The sequence below is a fragment of the Capnocytophaga cynodegmi DSM 19736 genome (assembly GCF_000379185.1).
In the GTDB taxonomy this organism is placed as follows: Bacteria; Bacteroidota; Bacteroidia; order Flavobacteriales; family Flavobacteriaceae; genus Capnocytophaga; species Capnocytophaga cynodegmi.
Window position 1 is genome coordinate 149960 of record NZ_KB900703.1, and the last position, 14115, is coordinate 164074.

A 14115-nucleotide genomic window follows, 5' to 3' on the forward strand; every position below is an offset into this window, starting at 1 on the left:
AAAAAAAACGCCAGAAAAAGGACGTCTTTATGAGTATTTTACTTATTTGTAGATGACTAATTTCTGCCCCACGTGAATATTATTTCCTTTAATCCTATTCCAGCGTTTCAGGTTTGAAACAGTTACACCATTTCGCGAGGCTATTTTCCCTAAAACATCTCCTTTTTTTACGATATAAACTATTTTTTTACCAGAACTTCCTGCGTAATCTCCTTTCACTAATTCAGGAAGAGCTTTCTCTCTTTTGGCATTTTCTTCGTTTAGATAGGCGTAAATAACTTCTTCATTCGCCACGAATTTGCCAATTTCTTCAATAGGCAATCGCAATGCATAATTTTTTCCTTCCACAAAAGGAACAATATCCAATTGATATGATGGGTTGAAAAACTGAATTTCCTTGATATCCATTCCTGTTAATTCAGCAATATTTTTGAAAGGAACGGCTTGTTTTACTTGTACAGTGTCAGTTACAAAATAGTGATTTTGACGCCTTTGAGGTTTAAATCCGTGTTCTTTTGCATATTCAAAAATGTAGAGTGTAGCCAAAAATGCAGGAACATACCCTGCAGTTTCGCGAGGCAGGTACGGACGTAAATTCCAATAATTTTGTTTTCCGTTAGAACGACGCATCGCTTTGGTAACATTCCCAGGGCCAGAGTTGTAAGCAGCCAGAACCAAATCCCAATCTCCAAAAATTTGATGCAAATAACTCAAGTATTTGGCAGCAGCTTTGGTAGAACGGACAGGGTCACTACGTTCATCAACATAATTGCTAACCTCCAATCCGTAACTTTTTCCTGTAGCATACATAAACTGCCACAAACCAGTTGCTCCTACTCGCGAACGAGCCTTAGGGTTTAAAGCAGATTCTACGATGGCTAAGTACTTCATTTCCAAAGGAATTCTATGGTTGCTCATTTCTTGCTCAAACATAGGGAAATAGTAATCACTTAGGCTCATCAATCTTTCCAAAGACGAACGACGATTTTTTAAAAAAGATTTAATAACACGCTCTAAGATAGGATTATATTCAATGTTGAAAGGTGTTTTTTGATTCAGTTTTTCCAAACGTTGTTTTAGCACTTCGGTAGGGAGTTCTTCGTATGTTACATCAGTAACAGATTCATTTTGAATTTCTTCACTCATTTGGAAAAACAAATCGGAATTGGAAAGTTCCTTTAGCCATTTTTTGTCATAGCTTTCCGCTTTTGGGTGGTCCTTCAAAATGTAAATTCCTTCTCTCTTAACACCCGTAGGTGGCGTTTGCTGTGAATTATTAAAAATTTCGTTGGATTGTTGCTCTATTTTTGAAATGGTATCATTAGAAATATTTGGCTGTACTTGAGCCATCATACTTTCAGCTGAAAGACAAATAAATATTCCAAGACCACATTTTTTCACAAGTTTATACATAAAGTCACAATTATTTCAAACTACAAAAATCAAAATTAATATTGATATGGACAAATTTTGGCGTGTTAAAAGATGCCAAAGTAATAGTGATGAGAATACATAACAAATTCAAAATCCTCAAATTGACTTTTATTTTATTATCTTTTTAACAAAAATAATGCCGAATTCATTCTTATTTCAGGAAAAAAGCTAACTTTGCAGGTTCAAATAAAAAGGATATCAGATTACTGATTGTTTAAAATTCGATAGAATAACATATGAAAGATTCACGTAAAAAAAACGAAGCATTAGATTATCACGAGTTTCCCCAGCCAGGGAAAATAGCAATTATACCAACTAAAAAACACGCCTCACAACACGATTTATCACTGGCGTATTCGCCTGGTGTTGCAGAACCTTGTTTGGCAATTGCAGCAGATAAAAATAACGTATACAAATATACATCAAAAAGTAATTTGGTGGCTGTAATTTCCAATGGAACAGCTGTTTTAGGTTTGGGTGATATTGGTCCAGAGGCATCTAAGCCTGTAATGGAAGGGAAAGGATTGCTCTTCAAGATATTTGCCGATATTGATGTATTTGATATTGAGGTCGATGCCACTGATGTAGATAAATTTGTTGAAACTGTAAAGGCAATTGCTCCTACTTTCGGGGGAATTAATTTGGAAGACATAAAAGCTCCTGAAGCCTTTGAGATTGAACGTAGATTAAAGGAAGAATTGGATATTCCTGTAATGCACGATGACCAACACGGAACTGCCATTATTTCTGCGGCTGCACTAAAGAATGCTTTGGAAATTGTTAATAAGGACATTAGTAAAGTGAAAATAGTGGTTAATGGGGCAGGAGCTGCAGCGATTTCTTGCACACATTTGTACATAGCTTTAGGAGCAGACCCTAAAAATATTGTAATGTGTGATAGCAAGGGAGTTATCCGCAAAGATTCGCCTAATTTGACTCAGCAAAAAGCAGAATTTGCCACTGACCGAGATATTCACACGCTACAGGAAGCAATGCAAGGAGCAGACGTATTTATTGGGCTTTCAAAAGGAAATGTAGTCAGCCCTGAGATGCTTCTTTCAATGGCTAAAGATGCAGTAGTTTTTGCAATGGCAAACCCAACACCTGAAATTGATTACAACTTGGCAATACAAACTCGTCAAGATATTATTATGGCAACAGGGCGTTCCGATTTTCCGAATCAGGTAAATAATGTATTAGGATTTCCGTTTATTTTCAGAGGAGCTTTGGACGTTCGTGCAACGAAAATTAATGAGGAAATGAAACTTGCCGCAGTTCACGCAATTGCCGACTTAGCCAAAAAAACAGTTCCTGAGCAAGTAAACCTCGTTTATGGAGCAGAAAATCTTTCTTTCGGAAGAAATTACATCATTCCAAAACCTTTTGACCCTCGTTTGATTTACGAAATTCCACCAGCAATTGCTAAAGCTGCAATAGAGTCGGGTGTAGCTCAAAAGCCAATTACCAATTGGGAAGCTTATCGAACTGAGCTAATGGATAGAATTGGCAACGGAAGTAAAGAAATTAGAATGCTGCAAGATAGAGCTAAGCAAAATCCTAAACGTGTGGTTTTCCCTGAGGCAGACCATATCGAAGTTCTTAAAGCAGCACAGCGTTTACACGAAGATGGCGTAGCTATTCCTATCCTATTAGGGCGAAAAGACATTATAAAAGAACTAAAAGAGGAAATTGGACTTACTGCCGATTTACAGATTATTGACCCTAAGAGTGATGAGGAAAAAGCACGTAGAGAGGAATTTAGCAGAGTTTATTGGGAAAAACATCAACGTAAGGGAGTTATCCGTTTGACGGCTGAGCGAATGATGCGTGAACGTAGTTACTTCGGGACGATGATGGTTAATATGGGACAAGCCGATGCGATGGTTACTGGACGTACACGTTCTTACCCATCGGCAATTCGCCCGATTCTAGAACTAGTTGAAAAGGAAAGAGGTGTTGATAGAATTGCTTCAACCAGCATTATGTTTACCAAACAAGGACCTTTGTTTTTGTCTGATGCTACTATCAACGTAAATCCAACTGCTGAAGATTTGGCCAACATTGCCTTAATGACAGCAAAAGCAGTGAAGATGTTTGGAATTCAGCCCTCTGTAGCGATGCTTTCATATTCGAATTTTGGTTCAGCAGATTCTGAAAGTACCCGAAAAGTATGTGATGCAGTAGCATATTTGCATGAAAATCACCCAGATTTGGTAGTTGATGGAGAAATTCAGGCTGATTTTGCTATCAATCCTGAAAAAATTGCAAGGTCATTCCCTTTCTCAAAATTGAATAATGGAAAAGGTGCTAATGTTTTGATTTTCCCAAATCTGGAATCGGCGAACATAACTTATAAGATTATGAAAGAAATTGAGAAATTTGAAACGGTAGGTCCTATTACATTAGGATTGACTAAAGCCATTCACGTTACTACATTGGGGTCAACCGTTGATGAAATGGTAAACTTAGCAACACTTGCAGTAGTTGATGCTCAGGAGAGAGAATATCGAAGTAAGTAGAAAGTAATTGAAAAAGGCAAGAAATTAATTTCTTGCCTTTTATTTTTTTAATGAAAATAGATAGTTATACTTTTCTATCAACTTAATTGTGCTTAAAATTAGTGTGATTTTAGGTAGTCAGAAACTCCGTCTCTGTTTGCATTCATTGCATCTTTTCCTTCTTCCCAATTCGCAGGGCAAACCTCACCATATTTTTGCACGTGAGTGTAAGCATCAACTAAGCGAAGGTATTCTTTCACATTGCGACCTAAAGGCATATCGTTCACACTTTCGTGAAATACTTTTCCTTCTTCATCAATCAGATATGTAGCACGGTATGTAACATCATCACCTTCTAAAAGATAATTTTCAGCTACTTCATCGTAAATTTCTCGTGAATCCAATATTCCTAAAGCACGAGCCAAATTTCGGTTTGAGTCGGCTAAAATAGGATATGTAATTCCTTCGATACCTCCCTGACTTTTAGGAGTATTGAGCCAAGCGAAGTGTACTTCAGCAGTGTCGCACGAAGCTCCTATGACGATAACATTTCTCTTCTCAAACTCAGCCAAAACTTCTTGAAAAGCGTGTAATTCTGTTGGGCAAACGAAAGTGAAATCCTTTGGATACCAGAATAGAAGTACTTTCTTTTTGTTGTTTATTGCTTCTGAATATACATTTATTTTGAATGTATTTCCAGAAGTGTTCATAGCATTAACATCAAAATTTGGAAATTTTTTACCTACTAAAGACATAATTTTATTTTTTTGAAAATTCTGGTGCAAGGTACGATTTTTTTCTGAAATAAATAACTATAACTTTTTTTAGAATATTTATGGTACGATAGATTTTGTTCTTTGTTAGGAGTGGAAGTTTTTTTGAAGAACTCTTTTTAATTTTCGTTATCTTTGCCGAAAAAAACTATGAAAATTAATAGCTTTTTTGGTGTGTTTTTGCGATATTTTCTGCAAGGAATTCTAATTGTAGGTCCTTTGAGTACCACAGTTTGGATTATTTGGTCTATTTTTTCAAGTATTGATAATCTCGTTCCTGATATTTCAAAAAAATACCCTGGTGCAGTGTTTGTTTTACTTTTTTTAGGAACAACATTCATTGGCTTTATTGGAAGTAAGTTCTTTTTAGGCAGATTGTTAGTAAGCGGATTGGATTACTTGTTAGAGCGAATTCCAGGTATTAAGTTCATATATTCTTCCATTAAAGATGTGCTAACTTCATTTGTGGGAGACAATCGCAAGTTCAATAATCCGGTTTGGGTGAAGGTACAAGATGCTCCTGAAATGTGGCGTATAGGTTTCTTAACACAGGGAAATATGGATTTTACCAATATGGAAGGAATGGTAAGTGTTTATTTACCTCATTCTTATGCCGTTTCTGGTTGGGTGATTGTAGTTAAGACTGAAAATATAAAACCAACGGAAGGATTATCGGCTCATAAAGCAATGGAATTTGCATTGAGTGGCGGTATGGTTGGAGGCATAAAAGGTTCTTAAACTTTTGTTATATCTGAAAAAAATGTATTACTTTTGCTCTACAAAAAATAATTTTATATGAGAAATCACGTACCAAAGTATCAAAAACCGATAAAAAGTGTGAGTGATCCTATCGTTCAGGTAGAAAGTTGGCACGATGCCATTGATGCATTTGATGAAAAGGACTATGAAAAGTCGTTACGTAGCCTATTTCAGTATATGAATCCTGAAGTGGCTAAAAAAATTCCTGCTACAGGCGATTTTTCAATAGAATATCCGCAGGGTTCTTCACGAGTTACTTTCGGATTGAAAAACGGAATATTCTTCATAGAGTCTCCTTTCGTGAAGATGACCGAAAATACTAATAAAGTGGCAATGCTTCGTCACGCAAATGAATTGAATTTTAGTTTCTTAACAGTTCCTCAAATTCATCTAATCGACCAAACTCTTTGGTTTAAGTTTGAAACTCCATTACATCTTTGTCAGCCTAATAAAATTTATGATGCCTTGCGTGAAATTTGCGTAGCAACCGATGATTTTGATGATGAATTTATCGAGAAATACGAAGCGGAACGCATACAAGAACCTGTTGTTCAGCAACTTTCCGATAGCGAAAAAACAGAAGCTTGGAATCAAATTCAGGCTATTCTTGCTGAATATCGCCAATATATGGACTATTTCGAGGAGAAACGTTGGGAAGGTAGCCAGTGGGATATCATTATGCTGAGCCTTTTCCAATTAGGAAATATGCCTTACATTCAGGGGATTTTACGTACTGATTTACAGGAATATATTCAAAATATAAACAACAATCGTATTGATTTTCACTTCCGTATAGACAAAGGTAAAAACTTCTTCAAGCAACTTTGTGAAAAGTCACAGGACGAAATAATGAAAGATGTGTATTACACTTATAACCTGATGGGGCTGAAATGGCGTTCTTCTGGAAAATTCCTGCAAGAAGAAGCTTTGGAATATGAGGAGCAAGTGCGTAAATACAAGACTTCCAATGATTATTTTAATATTTGTTATCATCTGTACTATCTGTACTTGTACATCTTGTACCACTATAATTTAGACCAAGAATATCGTAGTTTCATCATAGGCACTCTCGAAAAAGCTTCTGGGCAAACCTATGAACAAGCATCTAAAATATATTTGGAGTCATTTGAACATTTGCTAAAGGAAACTCTTCCAAAAGGATTTAAAATAGAACAAAAAGTTAAAAAAGGTTTTTTTGCTCGGTTATTCGGATAAAAGGTTTCAGTTAGTAATGCAAACAAAAAATAGAAAAGATGGAACAACATAAAAAATATATATACAAAGTAATTACTTCGGAAGGAACAGGAAGTGGCTTTGCTGTTAAAGGACATAACTTCTTGATAACGAACTATCACGTTGTTGAAGGTACAAAACAATTAGCAATTGAAGACCAAGAACGCAATCGATATTTGGGAGATGTGGTGATGGTAAATCCGCAGTTGGATTTGGCTTTTGTACGCGTTGATGAGCTTCCTCTTTCCGATTCTTCAATCACAATTGATGATGATTTGGAAATTACAAATACACAAAAAATTTTCATTAACGGATTTCCTTTTGGAATGCCTTTTACCATCACTGAGGGGATAATTTCTTCCACAAACCAACCGATGAATAATCGTCACTATATCCAAACAGATGCTGCGGTAAATCCAGGTAATTCGGGCGGACCAATGCTAAATCAAGCAGGTGTTTTGGTAGGAGTGACGACATCTAAATTCAACAATGCTGATAACGTTGGTTTTGGTATTCGTTTCAATGAAATTATCAAAGAAATTAATGATTTTAACTTTTCGGATAAGCTTTATCGGGTAAAATGTAACTCGTGTGATCATTTTATTGAAACACCTACCAAATTTTGTCCGCATTGTGGAAATAAAATAGATATTTCTGTTTTTGAAGAGTTTGAAAAGTCTCCTTTTGAAGAATTTATCGAATCAGCAATTGAAGGAATGGGTGCGAATCCTGTATTGTGCCGTGCGGGGCGTGATACTTGGGAGTTTCATCAGGGGAGTGCATTAATCCGTATGTTCGTGTATCAACGTAATTATCTGATAGTTACTTCTCCTTTGGTAAAACTTCCAAAGCAAAATCTGAAAGTTATTTATGAGTATATGTTGTCACATCCATATGCTCCATATCATTTCGGTGTGTCGGATAGTATTGTTTATATCTCTTATCGCGTACATATGTCAGATGTATTTTCAGATGATGCTGAAAGGATTAAAGGTTACGTTCGCGACATACCACAATTGGCTGATGATTTGGATAATATGCTTGTAGAAAAGTATGGTTGTGAGTTTTCCATTGACGCAAAAGTAAATTAGATTTTTAAGTTGATTTTAGTTTGAAATGTAATGCAGAATCCAGAATGTATCCAACCTCATTTTGGATTCTAATGTATAAATATTATGAATATTATTGACGTTTTAATTGTAGTTCTTTACATTGTTTTAACAGTTGGTGTGGGTGTTTGGATTTCAAAACGAGCATCAAAAGGGTTAGATTCTTATTTCTTGGGAGGAAATTCCATCAAATGGTATTACTTAGGGCTAAGTAACGGTTCGGGAATGTTTGATGTGGCAGGAACGGCTTGGATGGTCGGGATTTTATTCCTCTACGGGGTAAAGAGTTTTATGTTTATGTGGATTTGGCCTATTTGGAATCAAATCTTTGTGATGATTTTCTTGGCGGCTTGGATTCGTCGCTCGAACATAATGACGGGCTCTGAATGGATTTTAACTCGTTTTGGAAATGATAAAGCCGGAAGGGCCTCGCACTTAATTATTGCCATTTTTGCCATTATTACTTCTATCGGATTTATTGCTTATTTCTTTGAAGGAGTTGGTAAGTTTATGACAATCATTCTTCCTTGGGATATGACTTTGGCTTTTGGCAATGCAACCATACTGACTTCCGAGCAAAGTTACGCACTTATCGTTATTTTACTTACCACGATTTATACCATCAAAGGAGGAATGTTTTCGGTGGTAGCAACCGAAGTTCTTCAATATGGAATTATGGTACTTGCAGGAATTTTGATTGCAGGATATGCTTTCTTCACTATTAGCGATGCAGAAATCACTTCGATTATTCCCGAAGAATGGGAAAATATCTTTTTTGGTTGGGAGCTTACTCCTTTTTGGAACGAAAAATATCAAGCTTTCAACGATTTGATTGATACACAAGGATATAAAATGTTTGGAGCTTTCATAGGAATGTCGCTTCTGAAAGGATTTTTTGCCAGTGTTGCAGGTCCTACACCAAGTTACGATATGCAACGTATTCTTTCTACCCGAAATGTGAAAGAGGCATCTTATATGAGTGGCTTTACAAATCTTATTTTGTTTATTCCCAGATATTTGCTTATAGGAGGGATTGTTGTGATAGCTTTGGTACACATTGCTCCTGAAATGTTAGGAGGCGTGGTTACTAACAACGATTTGGAAACAATCTTGCCGAAAGTTATTAATTTTCATATTCCTGTGGGAATCAAAGGATTGCTTTTAGCAGGGCTTTTAGCGGCTTTTATGTCCACATTCTCTGCGTTTGTGAATTCAGGTCCTGCGTATATTGTAAATGACATTTATAAGAAATACTTTAAGCCAGAGGCTTCTGTTAGGCATTATATTAACGCATCATATTGGGCTTCATTCGGAATTGTTATTCTGGGAGTGATTATGGGTTTTTTTGCAGAGTCTATCAACTCCATTACTTTGTGGATTACCAGTGCTTTATACGGAGGTTATGTGGCAGCTAACTTTCTAAAATGGGTATGGTGGCGTTTCAACGGTTGGGGATACTTCTGGGGAATGCTTGCAGGATTACTTATAGCCACACTTCAATTTATTTTGGACGGAAATAAGGAAAACTTCACACCAGGTACTTGGCTTTATGACTTGGCTCACATTCCACCAATATATTTGTTTCCAATATTTTTTGTGTTTTCACTGATAGGTTGTTTCTTAGGAACGTACCTTTCTAAACCAACAGAAATGAGCGTGTTAGTGAATTTCTATAAGAATATTCGCCCGTGGGGTTGGTGGCACCCAGTGTACTTACAATTGCGAAAAGAGGATAATACAGCCAGTAAAAATCATAATTTTTGGAAAGATATGGGGAATTGTGTTATTGGTGTTGTATGGCAATCCAGCCAGATATTAATCCCGATTTTCCTACTGATTCGCGATTATCCAAAAATGTGGTGGTCGATTGGTGTGTGTGCAATCACTACCTTAGTGTTGAAGTTCACTTGGTTAGATGTAGTAAAGAGATATAAAGATTGATATTATAAGAAATTTAGATATTAAAAAAGGGAGAATTTATATAAATTCTCCCTTTTTATTTAATCCTTTAAAGAAAGAAGTCTTGCGAAAGCGGAGGATGTTTTTTAGATTTTACATCCCCCTAACCCCCTTCTAAGGGGGAATTAGTACGACAAACTATTTTGGGTTGACTATAAAACTCAAAATACAAATCTTATCCCTTGTCACTTTTAACTTGTTTCTTGACACTTTTAACTTTATCCTTTCTACTTTATCTTTTTATCTTTCTACCAGAATTGTATTTCCCTCTTTATCTTGTTTGTAAACCTTTCCAAAGCGATTTGAAAATTTTGAAGTCAGGTAGAACATCACCGGAACGACAATCAGCGTAAGGAATGTTGAAAATACCAGTCCGTAGATAACCGTCCAAGCCAATGGTCCCCAGAAGATAACATTATCTCCCCCGAAATAGATATTCGGATTTAGTGAATCAAATAGCGTAAAGAAGTTAATATTAAACCCGATGGCAAGAGGTATTAGTCCCAGTACGGTGGTAATAGCAGTAAGCAAAACAGGACGCAAACGAGCTTTTCCGCCCGATACGATAGCATCGTAAACCGACTGATTATCAATTTTGTCATACACACTCAAGCCCATTTTTTCCTTTTTGCGGTCAATAAGTAGTTGTGTATAGTCGAGCAGTACCACACCATTGTTTACCACAATTCCTGCTAAGGAAATGATTCCCATCATCGTCATCAGAATAACGAAAGGCTGTCCTGTAATAATCAGTCCTAAGAAAACTCCCGTGAAACTCAGTAATATCGTAATGAAAATCAGCGTTGGTTTCACTATTGAATTGAATTGATACACCAAAAGGAAAACAATCAGCCCCACAGCGATAAGAAGTGCTGTTGAAAGGAAAGCCATTTCCTTGTTTTGTTCTTCAATCTGTCCCGTAAAATCAATTTTGATTTCTTGCGGAAGGTCGAAGTTTTTCATCTCTTGCTGAATTTGCCGTACAATAGCACTCGCATCGCTAAATCCAGGGCTTAAAGCCGAATACAATGTTACTACCCTATCGGTTTTGTTGTGTTTTATCGTACTGAACGACGAGGTATTTTTATATTTCGTTACAGAAGATATCGGAACGTGTCGCCATTCCCCAGTATTGGCATCTCTAAAGATGATATGTTGGTTGAACAAAACATTGGTATTGTAGCGGTCTGCCTGATTAAAACGAACGTAAATATCGTAGTCGTCACCTTTTTCTTTGTAAACCCCTGCTTTCTCCCCAAATACGGAACGACGCAACTGATTGGAAATCTGCCCGACAGAAACCCCTAATTCCCCTGCTTTTACGCGGTCGATTTCTACCTCTATGGCAGGTTTGTTTTTGTTGACATCTATTTTCAGCTCATCAATTCCTGCTATGTTTTTCTGTTTGATAAAATCACGCATACGCTCGGCGGTAACAATCAGTTCATTGTAATCTTCGCCACGAAGTTCGATGTTTATCGGATGCCCAGCAGGAGGTCCGTTTTGGTCTTTTTCTACCGAAATGGAAACCCCAGGGTAAACACCCCTTAAGTCGGATTGAATTTTCGCACGAAGCTGCTCTGAATCTTGTCCTCGACGATATTTAAACTCACGAAGCGTTACCGTCACTTTCCCTCGATTAGGCATTTCAGCCGACGAAGCCCCGTCGGTATAAGGATTTCCTGCTCCTTCACCCACTTGAGCCACAGCCGATTCTACCATAAAGTTGTAATCACCATCGCGGTATTGGTCGCTATTGAGTAGCGTATATATTCGTTTTTCAATGTCTTGAGTTACTGCGTTGGTTTTCTCAATGTCTGTTCCTTCAGGATATTCGATGTAAACGATAATTTGATTGGGTTTGTTATCAGGGAAGAAGTTTATACTTGTACGCCCTGTCCCAACCGACCAACCAAACAACACAAACGACACAACAAGCAACGCCACAGTGGAAACAACCATTATATACGGATTTTTTCCGCGAAGTGTAAAACGAAGTGTTCTTTCGTACATATCCTCCATCCAAGTTAGGATTTTTCGTTGGAAGTTATCCGCCAATTTTTTGATGAAATATTTGTACGACCAAAGTAAAAAGATAGTGAAATAAAGCACCGTTCCTAAGCCTCGAACCGCTCCTCCAATAAGTAAAATGAAGGTTCCAATAACGAAAAGCAAAATACTGATTTTCACCAATTGCTTAACGCTTAATACTTTTTCGTTGATGTCCATAAATTCCGATACCAACATCGAATTGAAGAAGATAGCAACAAAAAGTGACGACCCCAACACAATGGAAAGCGTCAGTGGGAAGTACATCATAAAATCTCCCATAATGCCAGGCCACATTGCCAAAGGTAGAAATGCCCCAACGGTGGTTAAGGTAGAAATGATGATAGGCACGGCAACCTCTCCGATACCTGCTTTGGCGGCTTCGTATCTGCTCATTCCTTCTTTTTCCATCAGTCGGTAAACGTTTTCAACCACCACAATTCCGTTATCGACAAGCATTCCCAATCCCATAATCAGTCCGAAGAGAATCATCGTGTTGAGCGTGTAGCCCAAAGCATTGATAATCATAAAGGACATAAACATCGACATCGGTATGGCAAATCCTACAAAAAGTGCGTTTCTAAAGCCCAAAAAGAACATCAGTACGCCCACAACGAGAAATACCCCGAAAATGACGTTATTGCTCAGGTCACTTACCATATTTTCAGTCTGTTGAGATTGGTCGTTGGCAATGGTTATCGATAAATCTTTCGGAAAATCGCTTCGCATTTCGGCTACTAATTCTTTGATTTTCTCACTTGCCTGAATCATATTTTCGCCCGAACGCTTTTTCACGTCGAGCATCACCACGCCCTGACCAAATTCACGAGCATACGTAGTTTTGTCCTTATCTCGGAAAGAAACTTCGGCAATATCGCCCAAGAATACGATGCCTTTTTCCGACTTTACGATAAAGTTTTTCAAATCAGAAGGTTGCTCAATTTCGCCCACCATTCGTATGGTACGTCTCTGCCCCGAAGCGATGAGATTTCCGGCAGACATTGTTACATTCCCTCTTCCAATGGCGTTAATCACATCGTCGATGCTCACCTTCGATGCCATCATTTTGTACATATCAATGGCAACTTCTACCTCTTTTTCCTGAGCTCCGCGAATGGTAGCTTCTTTTATTTCGGGCAGATTTTCAATTTTCTTTTGCATCTGCTCGGCAAATTCCTTGAGCTTAGCGGTAGGGTAATTTCCGGCAATGTTTACATTCAAAATCGGGATAAATTCCGAGATGGTAATGTCAAACACATTGGGTTCCACTTTCGCTCCGTTGAAGGTAGGCCAATCCTCGTTGGATACTTCTTTATCCACCTCATCTTTTACTTTTTGCAATGCACTTTCGATGGTGATTTTCTCGGTAAATTCGAGGGTTATCATTCCGTAATCTTCCTGTGAGGAGGATTGTATTTTTTTGAGATTACTTACCCCTTTGAGTTTCTCTTCCAATGGGTCAATAATCAGTCTTTCAATGTCTTCGGCGGTATTGCCCGGATAGACAACACTGACGTAAATCGCCGTATCTTTAATTTCCGGAAAGCTCTCGCGAGGCATATTCATATACGCCAACATTCCGGCAAGGAAAAAGATAAAAATCATCACGTAAATGGTGAATTTGTTGTCAATTGCCCAAGACGACATCTTGAACTCTTTATCTTTGATATTACTCATAGTATGATATGGGTTTTATTTCTTAATTATGTTGATTATTGTTGTGACTTTAGCTATTCGTATAGCATTGCACCTTTAAAAATATCGGCAAAAACGCTCCAATTAGGAATATCTGCATCAATATGCTGATTGGTGTTGATGTAATACTGCTGAACATCTTCTGTATATCGGCTTAGGGCGTCCAGAAAATCAGGTAATGTGGTGTTTTCCCAATCCTGCGGATGATGTTCAAGATTATTTTTAAGCATTTCCAAAAACTTTGCGAAATCCTCACGGGTGTTTACTTCTATTTGATGAATATTTGAGTTCATATTCTACATTTATTTTTAGAATCATCGTTACCAATTCTATTTTTACCTGATATAAATCGATTTTTGCCGCTCATCAATAAATTTTTACCAATAATAATTGAATATTTACTTGTCAGAAATGGATTTTTACCGGTCAGAATTCATTTCCTGTTGGTCAGAATTCATTTCCTGTTGGTCGGAATTCATTTCCTGTCGGTCAAAATCGATTTCTTGTTAGTCAGAATTCATTTCCTGTCGGTCAAAATCGATTTCTTGTTAGTCAGAATTCATTTCCTGTCGGTCAAAATCGATTTCTTGTTAGTCAGAATTGATT

At 37.3% G+C, this 14115-nt stretch carries 9 protein-coding genes; 5 read left to right on the forward strand and 4 right to left on the reverse strand.

The features are described 5' to 3' along the window. Positions 1–42 precede the first annotated feature (42 nt). Positions 43–1353: a lytic transglycosylase domain-containing protein gene (locus YW9_RS0100660; RefSeq protein ID WP_155848686.1), complete on the reverse strand. Its 1311-nt coding sequence runs from the start codon at positions 1351–1353 to the stop codon at positions 43–45. A gap of 317 nt (positions 1354–1670) precedes the next feature. Between YW9_RS0100660 and YW9_RS0100665 the strand changes: the two genes are divergently transcribed. Further along, complete coding sequence (locus tag YW9_RS0100665; protein ID WP_018278246.1) at positions 1671–3953, forward strand: NADP-dependent malic enzyme; 2283 nt, start codon at positions 1671–1673, stop codon at positions 3951–3953. 98 nt (positions 3954–4051) lie between these two features. Here the strand turns inward: YW9_RS0100665 and YW9_RS0100670 are convergent, their stop codons facing one another. Continuing rightward, positions 4052–4687 (reverse strand): peroxiredoxin, encoded by a 636-nt coding sequence (locus YW9_RS0100670; RefSeq protein ID WP_018278247.1) that lies wholly within the window; start codon positions 4685–4687, stop codon positions 4052–4054. Between the two features lie 168 nt (positions 4688–4855). On the opposite strand from YW9_RS0100670, the gene YW9_RS0100675 reads away from it, so the two are divergent. The 4 genes from YW9_RS0100675 to YW9_RS0100690 all read left to right on the forward strand — a co-directional run bounded on the left by YW9_RS0100675 (position 4856) and on the right by YW9_RS0100690 (position 9747). Further along, entirely contained in the window at positions 4856–5443 is a 588-nt protein-coding gene (locus YW9_RS0100675; RefSeq protein ID WP_018278248.1) for a DUF502 domain-containing protein, read from the forward strand. Positions 5444–5500: 57 nt separating this feature from the next. Further along, on the forward strand, positions 5501–6679 hold the full coding sequence (locus YW9_RS0100680) for a hypothetical protein (protein WP_018278249.1): 1179 nt from the start codon (positions 5501–5503) through the stop codon (positions 6677–6679). A gap of 38 nt (positions 6680–6717) precedes the next feature. Continuing rightward, positions 6718–7788 carry a trypsin-like peptidase domain-containing protein gene (locus YW9_RS0100685; protein ID WP_018278250.1) on the forward strand — a complete coding sequence of 357 codons (1071 nt, stop codon included), beginning with the start codon at positions 6718–6720 and terminating at the stop codon, positions 7786–7788. An 84-nt stretch (positions 7789–7872) separates the two neighbouring features. Further along, positions 7873–9747 (forward strand): sodium:solute symporter family protein, encoded by a 1875-nt coding sequence (locus YW9_RS0100690; protein WP_018278251.1) that lies wholly within the window; start codon positions 7873–7875, stop codon positions 9745–9747. 258 nt (positions 9748–10005) lie between these two features. On the opposite strand, the gene YW9_RS0100695 is transcribed toward YW9_RS0100690, so the two are convergent. After that, positions 10006–13491: an efflux RND transporter permease subunit gene (locus tag YW9_RS0100695; protein ID WP_018278252.1), complete on the reverse strand. Its 3486-nt coding sequence runs from the start codon at positions 13489–13491 to the stop codon at positions 10006–10008. A 53-nt stretch (positions 13492–13544) separates the two neighbouring features. Next, on the reverse strand, positions 13545–13802 hold the full coding sequence (locus YW9_RS0100700; RefSeq protein WP_018278253.1) for a DUF7660 family protein: 258 nt from the start codon (positions 13800–13802) through the stop codon (positions 13545–13547). Positions 13803–14115 lie beyond the last annotated feature (313 nt).

Coding starts and splice junctions, on each gene's coding strand:
- YW9_RS0100660 (WP_155848686.1), bottom strand. CDS start 1,353: ATGATGGCTCAAGTACAGCCAAATATTTCTAATGATACCATTTCAAAA.
- YW9_RS0100665 (WP_018278246.1), top strand. CDS start 1,671: ATGAAAGATTCACGTAAAAAAAACGAAGCATTAGATTATCACGAGTTT.
- YW9_RS0100670 (WP_018278247.1), bottom strand. CDS start 4,687: ATGTCTTTAGTAGGTAAAAAATTTCCAAATTTTGATGTTAATGCTATG.
- YW9_RS0100675 (WP_018278248.1), top strand. CDS start 4,856: ATGAAAATTAATAGCTTTTTTGGTGTGTTTTTGCGATATTTTCTGCAA.
- YW9_RS0100680 (WP_018278249.1), top strand. CDS start 5,501: ATGAGAAATCACGTACCAAAGTATCAAAAACCGATAAAAAGTGTGAGT.
- YW9_RS0100685 (WP_018278250.1), top strand. CDS start 6,718: ATGGAACAACATAAAAAATATATATACAAAGTAATTACTTCGGAAGGA.
- YW9_RS0100690 (WP_018278251.1), top strand. CDS start 7,873: ATGAATATTATTGACGTTTTAATTGTAGTTCTTTACATTGTTTTAACA.
- YW9_RS0100695 (WP_018278252.1), bottom strand. CDS start 13,491: ATGAGTAATATCAAAGATAAAGAGTTCAAGATGTCGTCTTGGGCAATT.
- YW9_RS0100700 (WP_018278253.1), bottom strand. CDS start 13,802: ATGAACTCAAATATTCATCAAATAGAAGTAAACACCCGTGAGGATTTC.